This window comes from Pseudomonas iranensis, from assembly GCF_014268585.2.
Classification (GTDB): domain Bacteria; phylum Pseudomonadota; class Gammaproteobacteria; order Pseudomonadales; family Pseudomonadaceae; genus Aquipseudomonas; species Aquipseudomonas iranensis.
Genome location: NZ_CP077092.1, coordinates 872,914 through 887,591 on the forward strand (window position 1 = coordinate 872,914; position 14,678 = coordinate 887,591).

General features: G+C 62.1%; 15 protein-coding genes. 4 read left to right on the forward strand and 11 right to left on the reverse strand.

Annotated elements, in window-relative coordinates; genetic code table 11:
- Positions 1-45 precede the first annotated feature (45 nt).
- A complete protein-coding gene (locus tag HU724_RS03805; protein ID WP_016771899.1) occupies positions 46-1,059 on the forward strand; it encodes an AI-2E family transporter in 1,014 nt (337 codons plus the stop codon).
- Positions 1,060-1,190: 131 nt separating this feature from the next.
- Here HU724_RS03805 and HU724_RS03810 read toward each other — a convergent pair whose 3' ends face one another.
- Positions 1,191-2,459: an Hsp70 family protein gene (locus HU724_RS03810; protein WP_186567337.1), complete on the reverse strand. Its 1,269-nt coding sequence runs from the start codon at positions 2,457-2,459 to the stop codon at positions 1,191-1,193.
- A gap of 290 nt (positions 2,460-2,749) precedes the next feature.
- Here HU724_RS03810 and HU724_RS03815 point away from each other — a divergent pair, with 290 nt between their 5' ends.
- From HU724_RS03815 to HU724_RS03825, 3 genes are all read left to right on the forward strand, one after another.
- Positions 2,750-3,694 carry a DnaJ C-terminal domain-containing protein gene (locus HU724_RS03815; protein WP_024011397.1) on the forward strand — a complete coding sequence of 315 codons (945 nt, stop codon included), beginning with the start codon at positions 2,750-2,752 and terminating at the stop codon, positions 3,692-3,694.
- Between the two features lie 23 nt (positions 3,695-3,717).
- The gene (locus tag HU724_RS03820) at positions 3,718-4,023 is read left to right on the forward strand and encodes a chaperone modulator CbpM (RefSeq protein WP_016984795.1); all 306 of its coding nucleotides are present in this window, start codon (positions 3,718-3,720) and stop codon (positions 4,021-4,023) included.
- A 140-nt stretch (positions 4,024-4,163) separates the two neighbouring features.
- A complete protein-coding gene (locus HU724_RS03825; protein WP_225927664.1) occupies positions 4,164-5,633 on the forward strand; it encodes an SET domain-containing protein in 1,470 nt (489 codons plus the stop codon).
- A gap of 60 nt (positions 5,634-5,693) precedes the next feature.
- Here HU724_RS03825 and ureC read toward each other — a convergent pair whose 3' ends face one another.
- The 10 genes from ureC to urtB form a co-directional block, all read right to left on the reverse strand.
- Entirely contained in the window at positions 5,694-7,394 is a 1,701-nt protein-coding gene (gene ureC / locus HU724_RS03830) for an urease subunit alpha (RefSeq protein ID WP_186567335.1), read from the reverse strand.
- Positions 7,395-7,533: 139 nt separating this feature from the next.
- Positions 7,534-7,839 (reverse strand): urease subunit beta, encoded by a 306-nt coding sequence (locus HU724_RS03835; protein ID WP_024011400.1) that lies wholly within the window; start codon positions 7,837-7,839, stop codon positions 7,534-7,536.
- Positions 7,836-8,372: a GNAT family N-acetyltransferase gene (locus HU724_RS03840; RefSeq protein WP_073471741.1), complete on the reverse strand. Its 537-nt coding sequence runs from the start codon at positions 8,370-8,372 to the stop codon at positions 7,836-7,838. Before HU724_RS03840 ends, HU724_RS03835 begins: the two co-directional genes overlap by 4 nt.
- A gap of 5 nt (positions 8,373-8,377) precedes the next feature.
- Positions 8,378-8,911: a GNAT family N-acetyltransferase gene (locus HU724_RS03845; RefSeq protein WP_133337112.1), complete on the reverse strand. Its 534-nt coding sequence runs from the start codon at positions 8,909-8,911 to the stop codon at positions 8,378-8,380.
- A 9-nt stretch (positions 8,912-8,920) separates the two neighbouring features.
- Positions 8,921-9,223: an urease subunit gamma gene (gene ureA / locus HU724_RS03850; protein WP_042608931.1), complete on the reverse strand. Its 303-nt coding sequence runs from the start codon at positions 9,221-9,223 to the stop codon at positions 8,921-8,923.
- Between the two features lie 227 nt (positions 9,224-9,450).
- Positions 9,451-10,290, reverse strand: coding sequence for an urease accessory protein UreD (locus HU724_RS03855; protein ID WP_186567333.1), 840 nt, complete (start codon positions 10,288-10,290; stop codon positions 9,451-9,453).
- A 44-nt stretch (positions 10,291-10,334) separates the two neighbouring features.
- The gene (urtE, locus tag HU724_RS03860) at positions 10,335-11,033 is read right to left on the reverse strand and encodes an urea ABC transporter ATP-binding subunit UrtE (protein ID WP_016771889.1); all 699 of its coding nucleotides are present in this window, start codon (positions 11,031-11,033) and stop codon (positions 10,335-10,337) included.
- A 135-nt stretch (positions 11,034-11,168) separates the two neighbouring features.
- Positions 11,169-12,038: an urea ABC transporter ATP-binding protein UrtD gene (gene urtD, locus HU724_RS03865; protein ID WP_437180346.1), complete on the reverse strand. Its 870-nt coding sequence runs from the start codon at positions 12,036-12,038 to the stop codon at positions 11,169-11,171.
- Positions 12,035-13,114 (reverse strand): urea ABC transporter permease subunit UrtC, encoded by a 1,080-nt coding sequence (gene urtC, locus HU724_RS03870; protein WP_186567331.1) that lies wholly within the window; start codon positions 13,112-13,114, stop codon positions 12,035-12,037. Before urtC ends, urtD begins: the two co-directional genes overlap by 4 nt.
- Positions 13,114-14,616 carry an urea ABC transporter permease subunit UrtB gene (gene urtB / locus HU724_RS03875; protein ID WP_186567329.1) on the reverse strand — a complete coding sequence of 501 codons (1,503 nt, stop codon included), beginning with the start codon at positions 14,614-14,616 and terminating at the stop codon, positions 13,114-13,116. The genes urtC and urtB overlap by 1 nt, the downstream gene beginning before the upstream one ends.
- Between the last annotated feature and the right edge of the window lie 62 nt (positions 14,617-14,678).

The following is a 14,678-nucleotide window of genomic DNA, read 5'->3' on the forward strand; positions in this document are numbered from 1 at the left end:
GCTGGCAGACTGCCCATCCTTTCACGCCGTTCGTTTTGAGGCTGTATGCCAACGTTTTCTCAGCGTCATGTTGTGTTCTGGGTCAGTTGCATCATCATTTTTGGCGGTTTGCTGTTGGTGCTGCCGCTGCGCCTGTTGCCGAGCCTGCTGGCCGGGTTGCTGGTGTTCGAGCTGGTCAACATGCTCACCCCGCAACTGCAACGGCTGATCGAAGGGCGGCGTGCGCGCTGGCTGGCGGTGGCGCTGCTCGGCACGCTGGTGGTGAGTGCGCTGGCGCTGATCTTCGCCGGCGCCATCAGTTTCCTCCTGCATGAAGCGGAAAACCCCGGCGCCTCGCTCGATAAATTCATGGGCGTGGTCGATCGCGCGCGCGGGCAGTTGCCGCCGTTCATCGATGCTTATCTGCCGGCCAGCGCGGCGGAATTTCGCGTGGCGATCGGCGAGTGGGCGAGCAAGCATCTGGCCGACCTGCAACTGGTCGGCAAGGACGCTGCGCACATGTTCGTCACCCTGCTGATCGGCATGGTCCTCGGCGCGATCATCGCCCTGCAGCGCATCCCCGACGTGACCAAGCGCAAGCCGCTGGCCGCCGCTTTGTTCGACCGTTTGCATCTGCTGGTGCAGGCGTTTCGCAATATCGTCTTCGCGCAGATCAAGATTTCCCTGCTCAACACCGTGTTCACCGGGATCTTCCTCGCGGTCATCCTGCCGATGTTCGGCATCAAGCTGCCGCTGACCAAAACCCTGATCGTGCTGACCTTCCTGCTCGGCCTGCTGCCGGTGATCGGCAACCTGATGTCGAACACGCTGATCACCATCGTCGGTCTGTCGCTGTCGATCTGGGTAGCGATCGCCGCGCTGGGCTACCTGATCGTGATCCACAAGCTCGAATACTTCCTCAACGCACGCATCGTCGGCGGGCAGATCAGTGCCAAGTCGTGGGAGTTGCTTCTGGCGATGCTGGTGTTCGAAGCCGCGTTCGGTTTGCCGGGGGTGGTGGCGGGGCCGATTTATTACGCGTATCTGAAGAGTGAGTTGAAGCTCGGAGGAATGGTCTAGAAAAGCAGCTTCGAGCTTCAAGCTTCAAGCTGCAAGTAAAAAGCAGAAGCAAGAGCCGCAGTGGCTTTTGCTCTAGCTTGCAGCTTGCAGCTTGCAGCTTGCAGCTTGTAGCTTAAAACTTGCAGCTGCCCCTAAACGCCATAGCGTTTGCGGGCTTCAATCGCCAAACCGCTACCAATGCTGCCAAAGATGTTGCCTTCGACATGCCGCGCGTTCGGCAGCATCGCCGAGACGCTGTTGCGCAGGGCCGGGATGCCGCTCGAACCACCAGTGAAGAACACCGTGTCGACCTGATCGACCGCCACGCCGGCATCATTGAGCAATTGCGTAACGCTGCCGCGCACACGCTCCAGCAAGGCCTCGATCGCCGATTCGAACAGCGCGCGGCTCAGCTCGACGCTCAGCCCGGCTTCGATGCGGTCAAGCGGCACGTGGCGGCTGTCGGCGTGGGTCAGCTGAATCTTGGTTTCTTCCACTTCCATCGCCAGCCAGTGGCCGGCGCGCTGTTCGATCAGCTTGAACAGGCGATCGATGCCGCCGGTGTCTTCGATGTCGTAGCGCATGCTGCCCAGCGCCAGCGTGGACTTCTGCGAGTACACCGAGTTGATCGTGTGCCAGGTCGCCAGGTTCATGTGGTGGCTGGTTGGCATGTAGGCGCCGCTCTTCATCCGGCTGCCGTAGCCGAACAGCGGCATCAGGCCTTGCAGGCTGAGCTGTTTGTCGAAGTCGGTCCCGCCGATGTGCACGCCGCCAGTGGCGAGGATGTCGTCATGACGGTTGTCGACACCGCGACGCTCGGGCGAAAGACGTACCAGCGAGAAGTCAGAGGTACCACCGCCGATGTCGACGATCAGCACCAGCTCTTCTTTCTCGATGGTCGACTCGTAGTCGAATGCCGCCGCGATCGGCTCGTACTGGAACGACACCTCTTTGAAGCCGATCTTGCGAGCCACTTCGACCAAAGTGTCTTCGGCTTCCTGGTCGGCGAGCGGATCGTCGTCGACGAAGAACACCGGGCGGCCCAGCACCACTTGCTCGAATTCCCGACCGGCGGCGGTTTCGGCGCGACTCTTGAGCTGGCCGATGAACAGCCCGAGCAGATCCTTGAACGGCATCGCCGTGCCGAGGACGCTGGTGTCGTGCTTGATCAGCTTGGAGCCGAGCAGGCTTTTCAACGAGCGCATCAGCCGGCCTTCGTAGCCTTCCAGATACTCGTGCAAGGCCAGGCGACCGTAGACCGGGCGACGTTCCTCGATGTTGAAGAAGATCACCGACGGCAGGGTGATCTTGTCGTCTTCCAGCGCGATCATGGTGTCCATGCCGGGGCGCAGCCAGCCGACGGTGGAGTTGGACGTGCCGAAGTCGATGCCGCAGGCACGGGCTGGAGAGGCGTCTTTCATGTCTTTCGGATTCCGGTGAAAAAACGGCCGCGCAGTGTATGCCAGTGCGCGGCAGATTCGAAGGCCGGTCATCCGCTATTTCGCCGGCAGACAGCTTGAAAAGCGCCGCTTCGCCCCAAACTTGCTGGCATGGGCCGGCAGACACACCGGCGGTCGCAAGAACCGTCGTCCACTGCCGATAAACTTCTGCGGCGCCACCCGGTCACAAACTTGAGATCGGTCAACCCGGCACGTGCCAATCGGCGCATGCTGGTCTCGGCGCGAAATCGATAACGGATGGTGATCCTTCCATGGACTTCAAAGACTATTACAAGATACTCGGCGTGGAGCCGACAGCCGACGACAAGGCCATCAAGGCGGCCTATCGCAAGCTGGCGCGCAAATACCACCCCGATGTCAGCAAGGAAAAAGACGCCGAGGCCAAGTTCAAGGACGCCTCGGAAGCCTATGAAGCGCTGAAAAGCGCCGACAAACGCGCCGAATATGACGAACTGCGCCGTTATGGCCAGCACGGTCAGCCGTTCCAGGGCCCGCCGGGCTGGCAGAGCCGTGGCGGCTTCGGCGGTGGCGGTGGCGACACGGGCGACTTCTCGGACTTCTTCAGTTCGATCTTCGGCAATCGCGGCCCCGGTTTCGGTGGCGCCGAGAGCCGCCAATCACGCGGACGCCGAGGGCAAGACGTGGAAATGGAACTGCCGGTCTTCCTCGAAGAAACCCTGTCGAACGAATCGAAGAAAGTCACCTTTCAGGTGCCGCAATACAACGCGCACGGCCAGCATGTCAGCAACACCAGCAAGAGCCTGAACGTGAAGATTCCGGCCGGCGTGACCGATGGCGAGCGAATTCGCCTGAAGGGCCAGGGCGCACCGGGAATCGGTGGCGGGGCGAATGGCGATCTGTACCTGACCATTCGGTTCGCGCCGCACCCGAAATTCGATGTCGAAGGCGAAAACCTGATCATCACCTTGCCCCTGGCTCCGTGGGAATTGGCATTGGGCACCGAAGTGGCCGTGCCGACCCTGACCGGCAAGATCAACCTCAAGGTGCCGGCCGGCAGCCAGAATGGCCAGCGCATGCGCGCCAAGGGCCACGGCCTGCTGAACAAGGCCGGCGAACGCGGTTATCTGTTCGTGCAGCTCAAGGCCGTGATGCCCAAAGCCTCCGACGATGAGGTCAAGGCGCTGTGGCAGGAACTGGCGAAGAAAGCCGCCTTCAATCCGCGAGAGAACTTCTGAACCCGACGACGGAGTAGCCCATCATGAGCAGCCCCCTGATCGTTCAACTGGACCTGGCAGAATTCTGTGAGGCGGCCGATTTGTCGGACGTCTACGTGATCGAAATCGTCGAGCACGGCATCCTCGAACCTCAGGGCGCGCAGCCCCGGGAATGGCGCTTCACCGATTACGAATTGGCCTTGGCCAAGCGTGCGGCGAAGCTGCGCCGTGATCTGGAACTGGAGTGGGAAGGCGTCGCGCTGGCGCTGGATCTGCTGGAAGAGGTGCGCGAATTGCGCGCCGAGAACCGCATGCTGCGCCAGCGCTTGGGGCGGTTGGTGGTGGAATAGGTTGCCTGAAGGTTTTTCCGGGGCGGACCTGGCCTCACGGCGGGCCAGCCTGCTCCCACCGGGTTAGTGTTTGCGGGTGTGTCATTCGGTGTTAACCGGCAGCATGGTCTGATAGTTTTCCGGGCACAGGTCGGCAATGGATGCCGACTATCGCAGCGCTGGCCATCCCGGTCAGCACTACGCAAATTTTGCAAGGAAGCCTGTCCATGCCAGTCAAACCCAAGCCGCCCAAGCCGGGCACAGTCGATGTAAACACCCCAGCGCACACACCTGTTGATGCAACCGCACATGGCCTTGAAACGCTGCGGATCACGCCCGATCCGTTCATTCGCCAGACGGCGCACGATACGCCCGGATCCGGTGGCGGCACGCGGCAAGTCGAGACAACAGCCGCAACGCCGACCGTGCAGGTTCATCCCTCATCGTCCAGCGCTACGAGAACCTCGACGGCCGAAAGCATTTCTCTGCAGCACTATCTGGTTCCATCCACGACGGCCTTGCCAGATGCCGATGCACAGGGATTTCGTGTTTTCAAGGGGCGCCAATACGCCGACCTGCACAATGGCGGTACCGTGCTGCTCGGCGTCGATGGCGAAACGGGCCTGTACCGGGCCAGACTCCCCAGCGAGGCGCGAGCGTCCGGGCCCGTTCTGGCGTTCGATCCGCTGAACAATCACTGGTATCCGCTGCAGGATTTCACAGCGTCTGCGCACGGGGCCGCACCCATGCCGCGAAAAAGCCGCGGGGTAAACCGGCAGAGCGATGAGGAGTTCGAGTCGGCACTCGAAGAGCTGCCCCATGATTCCGATGGCGCCAATGAGGTGTTTTATCTGGCCTCTGAATCCATGCCGGTCAAACCCTGGACGGCAGATGAACTGTGGGCGATGCGCAGCGAAACCCGTTATTCATTCCTGGCCAATCAACTGGGCACCTACAACCGCGCCAACAACGGCAAGTACCCGCTCAGAGACACCGCTGGCAGGCCGATTCGCATCAGTAAACTGCAAACCAAAGTGCGTTTCGAAAACGGTGACCTTTACACGTCTGAGCAGATCAAGCCCTACATCAAGTTCGAAGGTTTCGAAGATGTCGCGCGGCTGTATGAAGAAAAGCTGCAATGGCGAGTGTTCACCGAAGCTGACGTCAAAGTCCCTGGCGAGCGGGCTTTGGTCGGTCAGTCCATGGTGGTAGCCAACCGGCGTATTGCCAAAGGCGAGGCGCTGGGGGTCTACGGTGGTGCGATAACGCCGGCACGCTTCGTCCAGCCCCATGAGCAGACTTTCACCATGCTGGCAGGCATGCGCTTGAAGTATGGCGCCGGAGAATTCATCCCCGACCCGCTGGCAATACTGGGGGACAACATCATGTCCCGAATCAACTCCAACTTCGAATATGACGCGACGGGCAAACCTGTCCGCCAGGCGAAGGAGGGGTACAACGTCGAACTCGTGCCGTTCGATGTCGAGGCGCAACAGTGGATAGGCAAACAACTGGTGACCAAGGACTTTATCCTCAATGCCGTGTTCGCCTCCCAGGACATACCGGCAGGAACCGAGCTGCGTCTGGACTACAACTACAGCGAACAACAGATGTCGTGGGCGTTTCCTTGATCAACTGATGACGGCAGCTGAATACGGATATGCACATCCGTATTCAGCCTGCCGCGATCATCAAAACAGAAAATAGCGCTGCGCCATCGGCAACGTTTCCGCCGGCTCGCACCACAGCAACACGCCATCGGCCTTGACCTGATAGGTCTGCGGATCAACATCGATATCCGGCAGATAGTCGTTGTGGATCAGGTCGGTTTTCTGCACGTCGCGACAGCCTTTGACCACGCCGATTTTCTTCTTCAACCCCAACGCTTGCGGCAATCCCGCTTCGTGCGCCGCCTGGCTGATAAAGGTCAGGCTGGTGGCGTGCAGCGAGCCGCCGTAGCTGGCGAACATCGGGCGGTAGTGCACCGGTTGCGGCGTGGGAATCGAGGCGTTGGCGTCGCCCATCAGGCTCGCGGCAATCGCGCCGCCCTTGAGAATCAGCGTCGGCTTCACACCAAAGAACGCCGGGCGCCACAGCACCAGATCGGCCCACTTGCCGACTTCGATCGAGCCGACTTCATGGCTGATGCCGTGGGTAATCGCCGGGTTGATCGTGTACTTGGCGATGTAACGCTTGGCGCGGAAGTTGTCGTTGCCCTCACCGTCCTGGGGCAGTGGGCCGCGCTGTTTTTTCATCTTGTCGGCGGTCTGCCAGGTGCGCGTGATGACTTCACCGACGCGGCCCATGGCCTGACTGTCGGAGCTGATCATCGAGAACGCGCCGAGGTCGTGGAGGATGTCTTCGGCGGCGATCGTTTCGCGGCGGATACGGCTTTCGGCAAACGCGACGTCTTCGGCGATGCTCGGGTCGAGGTGGTGGCAGACCATCAGCATGTCGAGGTGTTCGTCGATGGTGTTACGAGTGAACGGCCGGGTCGGGTTGGTCGAGCTCGGCAGCACGTTGGGGAAGCCGCAGGCCTTGATGATGTCCGGCGCGTGGCCGCCACCGGCGCCTTCCGTGTGATAAGTGTGGATGGTGCGGCCCTTGAATGCGCCGAGGGTGGTTTCGACAAAACCGGATTCGTTGAGGGTGTCGGTGTGGATCGCCACCTGCACGTCGTACTGGTCGGCGACGTTGAGGCAGTTGTCGATGCTCGCCGGGGTGGTGCCCCAGTCCTCGTGCAGTTTGAGGCCGATGGCGCCGGCCTTGACCTGTTCGATCAACGGCTCCGGCAGGCTGGCGTTACCCTTGCCGGTCAGACCGATGTTCATCGGGAAAGCATCGGCGGCCTGGAGCATGCGCGCCAGATGCCACGGGCCGGAGGTGCAGGTGGTGGCGTTGGTGCCGGTGGCCGGCCCGGTGCCGCCGCCGATCATGGTGGTGACGCCGCTCATCAGCGCTTCTTCGATCTGCTGCGGGCAGATGAAGTGGATATGCGTGTCGATGCCGCCAGCGGTGAGGATCATGCCTTCGCCGGCAATCACTTCGGTGCCGGCGCCGATGGCGATGGTCACGTTGGGCTGCACATCGGGGTTGCCGGCCTTGCCGATCGCGGCGATGCGCCCGTCCTTGAGGCCGACGTCGGCCTTGACGATGCCCCAGTGGTCGATGATCAGCGCGTTGGTGATCAGCGTGTCGACGACTTCGGCGGCGAGCAACTGGCTCTGACCCTGGCCATCGCGGATGACTTTGCCGCCACCGAACTTCACTTCCTCGCCGTAGGTGGTGAAGTCCTTCTCGACTTCGATCCACAGCTCGGTATCGGCCAGGCGCACCTTGTCGCCGACGGTGGGGCCGAACATGTCGGCGTAGGCTTGTCTGGAGATTTTCATGGGCATGCCTTGAGATTCAATTGGGTCTGAAATCGCTCGCATTACTCGCTTTCGCGAGCAGGCTCGCTCCCACATTTGATTGCGTTCTCATGTGGGAGCGAGCCTGCTCGCGAAGGGGCCAGAGCGGGCACCGTGTTGTTTAGAGATCACCCATGATGCGTCCGGCAAAGCCGAACACCCGGCGATGTCCGGCGTAATCGACCAGCTCGACTTCACGGCTTTGCCCAGGCTCAAAGCGCACCGCCGTGCCCGCCGGAATATTCAGGCGCATGCCGCGACTGGCGGCACGGTCGAAGGTCAGCGCGTCGTTGGTTTCGAAAAAGTGAAAGTGCGAACCGACCTGGATCGGCCGGTCACCACTGTTGGCGACTTTCAGGCTCACGGTGCGGCGGCCGACGTTGAGTTCGATGTCGCCGGGCTGGATCTGGTATTGGCCAGGAATCATCGCTGGGCTCCTTGCAGGACTTTGTAATAGAGAGCGGTCGGGCGATAGGTGCCGTTGGGATCGCAGGCGTAATCGGGAATTTCGCCGGCGCGCACGTAGCCCAGCGCCTTGTAGAAATCTTCCGCCGGCGAGCCGGCCTCGGTGTCGAGATAGAGCATGCCGCGCTTGTGCTTGGGCGCTTCGAGTTCCAGCGCCTGCATCAGTTGCTGGCCGAGGCCACGGCGCCGCGCGTGTTCGCGCACCAGCAGTTTCTGCACTTCGGCGCGGTTCAGACCATTGGCCTTCTGGCACAGGCCCAGTTGCACGCTGGCCAGCACCTGCTCGTCCTTCACCACCACCCAGAGCAGCGTGCTGCCCTTGTTGATGTTGTCCTGCACCTCATCGAAATACGCGCGCGCCTGCGCGGCATCGAGGTCGGCCATGAAGCCGACGCTGGCGCCGTAACCGACGGCGTCGAGCAGCAGATCGATCAGGCCCTGGCGATAGTGGGCAAAGCTCTCAGCGTTGACGCGGCGCAACTGGGCGGCGTTCATCGACATCACTCCTTGTGAGCACCCGGCGGCTGTGCGCCGGGATTGAGGGTCAACTGCATGAAGGTCAGATCGAGCCAGCGGCCGAACTTGGTGCCCACTTGCGGCATCTGCCCGGTGACGCTGAAACCGGCGCGCTCGTGCAGGCGGATCGAGGCAGCGTTGCCGCTTTCGATGGCGGCGACCATGACGTGTTTGCCGCAGGCTCTGGCGCGTTCGATCAGGGCAGTCATCAGTTGCGGGCCGAGGCCGTTGCCGCGTTGATCGCTGCGCACGTACACCGAGTGCTCGACGGTGTGGCGGAAGCCATCGAACGGGCGCCAGTCGCCGAACGAGGCGTAACCCAGCACTGCGTTTTCACGGTCGACGATCACCAGAATCGGATACGCCTGCAACTGCCGCGCGTCGAACCATGCCTGGCGATTGCCGAGGTCGACCGCTTGTTCATTCCAGATCGCCGTGGTGTTGAGCACGGCGTCGTTGTAGATGTCGCGAATCGCCGGCAGGTCGGCCCGGCTCGCATCGCGAATGCTGTAAGTCATGGCGCGGCCTCAGACGATCGGCTGGTGAACGGTGACCAGTTTGGTGCCGTCGGGGAACGTCGCCTCGACCTGGATTTCCGGGATCATTTCCGCGATGCCTTCCATCACTTGCTCGCGGCTGAGCAGGGTGGTGCCGTAGTGCATCAGCTCGGCCACGGTCTGGCCGTCGCGGGCGCCCTCGAGCAGGGCGGCGGAGATGTAGGCCATGGCTTCCGGGTAATTGAGTTTCACGCCACGGGCCAGCCGCCGCTCGGCGACGAGGCCGGCGGTGAAGATCAGCAGCTTGTCTTTTTCGCGTGGGGTCAGGTCCATGGTTCGGGTTCCATCAGGGCAGATTCGGGTGGCTCTCGAGAAGTGTGGGGTGCCAGTTGGAGCAGCCCCTCACCCTAGCCCTCTCCCGAGGGAGAGGGGACTGATCTTGGTTGTTTTCAATGGCCAATTCAGTCAGCAATATTCGTTCAGGCAGATAAATTCATTTCAGACGACTCGGTCAGGCTCCCTCTCCCTCCGGGAGAGGGCGGGGGGTGAGGGTCGGGGTTTCAGGTGCTCCATATTCTTGGCGCGATAGCTTCGCGGCCCAGCAGCACAGGCCTTAGCAGTCGCCATAAATCAATCAGCCAGGCGCGAGCGAGCAACGCCTCACTGGCCAGACACCGCGCCACCAGCAACCCCGGCAGTTGGGTCAAATCCCCGCGTACCTCATGCCCCAGCGAGCGGCAGCGCTCCAGCAACTCGGCCTCAATCTCACCGGTGACCAGCATCGTTGCGAACACCGGATTGCCATCCAGGCCGATCGGCGAGTCGAGTAAACCGTCCGCACCGACAATGCGCTGCCGTTCGTGCCAGAGCAACTGACCATCGCGGCGGATGTCCAGGTGCGCCTGAAAATGCCCGAGGTCAAAACGCTCGCCGCTGGCCGGACGACCGAGCGCCACCACGTCCCAGTAGAACAGCCGCGCATCGCCTTCGAGCTCGATCGTTGTGCTCAACTCAGCCTGCGCGGCGCTGTAGACGATGGTTTCCTGCGGCAGCCATTCCAGAGTCGCACCGGCAGCGACTTGCAAGTCGAGCTGCTGATACGCCGGCCCACCGGCGCGATACCACTTGGCAGCGCCGGGGCTGGTAATTTGCGCCCAGGCGTTGTGTTCGACGCGCGCGCTGATATCGAGCCGATCACCACCGGCAATTCCGCCCGGTGGGTGGACGATGATGTGCTGGCAGACCTCGGGGCCTTCGGCGTACAGATGCTTTTGCACGCGCAGCGGGCCGAGGTGACGACGCATGACCGGGCGCGTGCAATCGCCGAAGCGCGCGTAGGCCAGTTCCAGCTCGGCGTGCCAGCTCGGGGTAAACAGGGCAGGTGCAACAATCGAATTCATGGTTTTGTGATTATCGTTAGGAAGCTACAGATTAGACCGGCGCGTTAGATCGTGACCAGCCCGCGTACACCCTCGGCCTCCATATTTTCACCGCGACCCTGCTGAACGATCTCGCCCCGTGACATCACCAGGTATTGATCGGCCAGCTCGGCGGCGAAATCGTAGAACTGCTCGACCAGCAGAATCGCCATGTCACCGCGCGCCGCGAGCTGCTTGATCACCGCGCCGATTTCTTTGATCACCGACGGTTGAATGCCTTCGGTCGGCTCATCAAGAATCAGCAGGCGCGGGCGGCTGGCCAATGCGCGGCCGATCGCCAGTTGCTGTTGCTGACCACCGGACAGATCGCCGCCACGGCGCTGCTTCATTTGTAGCAGCACCGGGAATAGTTCGTAGATGAAACCTGGAACTTCTTTGGCTTCTGAGCCTGGAAAGCGCGACAGGCCCATCAGCAGATTTTCTTCTACCGTCAGGCGCCCGAAGATCTCACGGCCCTGCGGCACGTAGGCGATACCGGCATGCACACGCTGATGCGGTTTGAACGTGGTGATCGGTTTGCCTTCCCAGTTCACCGCACCTTCCTTGGCCGGCAGCAGGCCCATCAGGCACTTGAGCAGGGTGGTCTTGCCCACGCCGTTACGGCCGAGCAGGCAGGTGACTTCACCGACCTTCACGTCAAAGCTCAGGCCGCGCAGGATGTGGCTACCGCCGTAGTACTGATGCAGCTTGTCGACTTGCAGCATGTCCAAATTCTCCCCCGGTGATCGTTCCCACGCTCTGCGTGGGAACGCATCCCGTGACGCTCCGCGTCACATAACGGCGGACGCAGAGCGTCCATGGCGGCATTCCCACGCAGAGCGTGGGAACGATCTAGGTCTTCAGCGGCCGAGGTAGACCTCGATCACCCGCTCGTTTTCCTGCACTTGCTCCAGCGAGCCCTCGGCCAGAACGCTGCCCTGATGCAGCACCGTGACGTGGTCGGCAATCGAGCCGACAAAGCCCATGTCGTGCTCGACCACCATCAGCGAATGCTTGCCCGCCAGCGATTTGAACAGCTCGGCGGTGAACTCGGTTTCGGCGTCGGTCATGCCGGCTACCGGTTCGTCGAGCAGGAGCAATTGCGGGTCCTGCATCAGCAACATGCCGATCTCGAGAAACTGCTTCTGGCCGTGGGACAACAGCCCGGCCTGGCGATTGACCGAGGTGGTCAGGCGAATCGTCTCGAGCACTTCGCTGATGCGATCCTTCTGCTCGCCACTCAAGCGCGCACGCAAACTGGCCCACACCGACTTGTCGGTCTTCTGCGCCAGCTCCAGGTTTTCAAACACGCTCAAAGCTTCGAATACCGTCGGTTTCTGAAACTTGCGGCCGATGCCGTACTGGGCAATCTGCACTTCGCTCATCTGCGTCAGATCCAGGGTTTCACCGAACCAGGCCTTGCCGTGGCTGGGCCGGGTCTTGCCGGTGATCACGTCCATCAGCGTGGTTTTACCCGCACCGTTGGGGCCGATGATGCAGCGCAGTTCGCCGACGCCGATGTACAGGTTGAGATTGTTCAGCGCACGGAAGCCGTCGAAGCTGACGCTGATGTCTTCCAGCGTCAGGATGGTGCCGTGGCGCGTATCTAGGCCGGGACCGACGCGCTGGCCGAGGCCGATCGAGTCGCGGCTGGTGCCTTCGTCCTTGTTCGGTTCCACGGGGAAAAACGCCGGCTCCAGCATGAATTCAGCACTCGCTGTGACTCTCATTGTTCACCTCGTTTCTTCAGCAGACCGATCACGCCCTTGGGCAGGTACAACGTCACGACGATGAACAGCGCGCCGAGGAAGAACAGCCAGTATTCCGGGAAGGCCACGGTGAACCAGCTCTTCATGCCGTTGACCACGCCGGCGCCGAGCAGCGGACCGATCAGCGTGCCGCGCCCGCCGAGGGCGACCCACACCGCCGCTTCGATCGAGTTGGTCGGCGACATTTCGCTGGGGTTGATGATGCCGACTTGCGGCACGTACAGCGCTCCGGCGAGGCCGCACAGCACCGCACTCAGCACCCAGACGAACAGCTTGAAACCGCGCGGGTCGTAGCCGCAGAACATCAAACGGTTTTCTGCATCGCGCAGCGCCGTCAGCACGCGGCCGAACTTGCTCTGCGCCAGGCGCCAGCCGATGAACAGGCTCGCCACCAGCAACAACACCGTGGCCAGAAACAGCACCGCGCGGGTGCCCGCTTCGGTGATGCCGAAACCGAGAATCGTGCGGAAATTGGTGAAACCGTTGTTGCCGCCAAACCCGGTCTCGTTGCGGAAAAACAGGAGCATGCCGGCGAAGGTCAGCGCCTGGGTCATGATCGAGAAATACACGCCCTTGATCCGCGAACGGAAGGCGAAAAAGCCGAACACCAGCGCCAGCAGACCCGGCGCCAGCACCACCAGGCACATGGCCCAGATAAAGCTGCTGGTGCCGGTCCAGTACCACGGCAATTCGCTCCACGACAGGAAAGTCATGAACGCTGGCAAGCCATCGCCGGCCGCCTGCCGCATCAGGTACATGCCCATCGCGTACCCGCCGAGGGCGAAGAACAAACCGTGGCCCAGCGACAGCAGGCCGGCATAGCCCCAGACCAGATCCAGCGCCAGGGCGACGATGGCGTAGCAGAGGATTTTGCCGACCAGGGTCAGCGTGTAGGCCGAGACGTGCAGGGCATTGTCTGGCGCGAGCAGTGACAGCAGCGGCAGAACGATCAGCAGCGCGAGGATCACCCCGCCGACCGCGAGCGTGACTTTCGGCCCGGCCTTTTGTGTGGCCGTGACTAACAGAGGCTGGTTCATCAGTCGATCACCCGTCCTTTCAGTGCGAAGAGGCCTTGCGGACGTTTCTGAATGAACAGAATGATCAGCGCGAGGATCAGGATCTTGCCGAGCACCGCACCGATCTGCGGTTCGAGAATCTTGTTGGCGATGCCCAGGCCGAACGCGGCTAGCACGCTACCGGCCAGTTGGCCGACGCCGCCGAGCACCACCACCAGGAACGAGTCGATGATGTAGCTCTGGCCAAGGTCGGGACCGACGTTGCCGATCTGGCTCAGCGCCACGCCGCCCAGCCCGGCGATGCCCGAGCCGAGGCCGAAGGCGAGCATGTCCACGCGCCCGGTCGGCACGCCGCAGCAGGCGGCCATGTTGCGGTTCTGGGTGACGGCGCGAACGTTGAGGCCGAGGCGGGTCTTGTTCAGCAGCAGCCAGGTCAGCACCACCACGAACAATGCGAAAGCGATGATGACGATGCGGTTGTACGGCAGCACCAGATTGGGCAGCACTTGGATGCCGCCGGACAGCCATGCCGGGTTGGCCACTTCAACGTTCTGCGCGCCGAACACCAGCCGCACCAGTTGGATCAGCATCAGGCTGATGCCCCAGGTCGCGAGCAGAGTTTCCAGCGGTCGACCATAGAGATGGCGAATCACCGTGCGCTCCAGCGCCATGCCGATGGCGGCGGTGACGAAAAACGCTACCGGCAGCGCGATCAGCGGATAGAACTCGATGGCTTGCGGTGCGTAGCGCTGGAACATCAACTGCACGACGTAGGTCGAGTAGGCGCCGAGCATGAGCATCTCGCCGTGGGCCATGTTGATCACGCCGAGCAGGCCGAAGGTGATCGCCAGACCGAGGGCGGCGAGCAGCAGAATCGAGCCCAGCGACATGCCGCTGAAGGCCTGGCCGAGCACTTCGCCGATCAGCAGTTTGCGCTTGACCTGAGCGAGGCTGGTTTCAGCGGCGGTGCGCACGCCGGCATCGCTTTCCACGCCCGGTTCGAGCAGACCTTCAAGGCGCGTGCGTGCTAGCGGGTCGCCGGTTTCACCGAGCAGACGTACCGCCGCGAGGCGCACCGCCGGGTCGCTGTCGACCAGTTGCAGATTGGCCAGCGCGAGGCTCAGGGCCGCGTGGACGCTTTGGTCTTTTTCCCCAGCGAGCTGCCGGTCGAGAAATTTCAGCTGCGCGGGTTTCGCGCTTTTCTGCAATTGCTGCGCGGCGCTCAGCCGGATTTTGCTGTCAGCGGCGAGCAATTGATGGCTGGCCATTGCGGTGTCGATCAGACCCCGCAGGCGATTGTTCAGGCGCAGGGTTTTCGCTTGGCCGTCGATCGTCAGCTCGCCTTGCTGCAGGGTGTTGAGCAATTCGATACGGGCCGGATCGGGCTGCGCGGCCCAGGCTTCCAGCAGTTTGGCCTGTTGCATCGGATTGGCCGCGACGAAGTCTTCGGCATCGCCGGCGTGAGCGAGCATCGGCAGCAACAGTGCGATGGCGAGAAGCAAGCGGTGTATGGCAGTGGGCATTGGTGGTGTCCTGTTCAACCGCCCCCTCACCCTAACCCTCTCCCGGAGGGAGAGGGGACTGA

What these genes read in the sequence shown, in the direction of transcription:
- HU724_RS03805 (WP_016771899.1), top strand. Translation starts at nt 46, where the DNA reads ATGCCAACGTTTTCTCAGCGTCATGTTGTGTTCTGGGTCAGTTGCATC.
- HU724_RS03810 (WP_186567337.1), bottom strand. Translation starts at nt 2,459, where the DNA reads ATGAAAGACGCCTCTCCAGCCCGTGCCTGCGGCATCGACTTCGGCACG.
- HU724_RS03815 (WP_024011397.1), top strand. Translation starts at nt 2,750, where the DNA reads ATGGACTTCAAAGACTATTACAAGATACTCGGCGTGGAGCCGACAGCC.
- HU724_RS03820 (WP_016984795.1), top strand. Translation starts at nt 3,718, where the DNA reads ATGAGCAGCCCCCTGATCGTTCAACTGGACCTGGCAGAATTCTGTGAG.
- HU724_RS03825 (WP_225927664.1), top strand. Translation starts at nt 4,164, where the DNA reads ATGCCGACTATCGCAGCGCTGGCCATCCCGGTCAGCACTACGCAAATT.
- ureC (WP_186567335.1), bottom strand. Translation starts at nt 7,394, where the DNA reads ATGAAAATCTCCAGACAAGCCTACGCCGACATGTTCGGCCCCACCGTC.
- HU724_RS03835 (WP_024011400.1), bottom strand. Translation starts at nt 7,839, where the DNA reads ATGATTCCTGGCCAATACCAGATCCAGCCCGGCGACATCGAACTCAAC.
- HU724_RS03840 (WP_073471741.1), bottom strand. Translation starts at nt 8,372, where the DNA reads ATGAACGCCGCCCAGTTGCGCCGCGTCAACGCTGAGAGCTTTGCCCAC.
- HU724_RS03845 (WP_133337112.1), bottom strand. Translation starts at nt 8,911, where the DNA reads ATGACTTACAGCATTCGCGATGCGAGCCGGGCCGACCTGCCGGCGATT.
- ureA (WP_042608931.1), bottom strand. Translation starts at nt 9,223, where the DNA reads ATGGACCTGACCCCACGCGAAAAAGACAAGCTGCTGATCTTCACCGCC.
- HU724_RS03855 (WP_186567333.1), bottom strand. Translation starts at nt 10,290, where the DNA reads ATGAATTCGATTGTTGCACCTGCCCTGTTTACCCCGAGCTGGCACGCC.
- urtE (WP_016771889.1), bottom strand. Translation starts at nt 11,033, where the DNA reads ATGCTGCAAGTCGACAAGCTGCATCAGTACTACGGCGGTAGCCACATC.
- urtD (WP_437180346.1), bottom strand. Translation starts at nt 12,038, where the DNA reads ATGAGAGTCACAGCGAGTGCTGAATTCATGCTGGAGCCGGCGTTTTTC.
- urtC (WP_186567331.1), bottom strand. Translation starts at nt 13,114, where the DNA reads ATGAACCAGCCTCTGTTAGTCACGGCCACACAAAAGGCCGGGCCGAAA.
- urtB (WP_186567329.1), bottom strand. Translation starts at nt 14,616, where the DNA reads ATGCCCACTGCCATACACCGCTTGCTTCTCGCCATCGCACTGTTGCTG.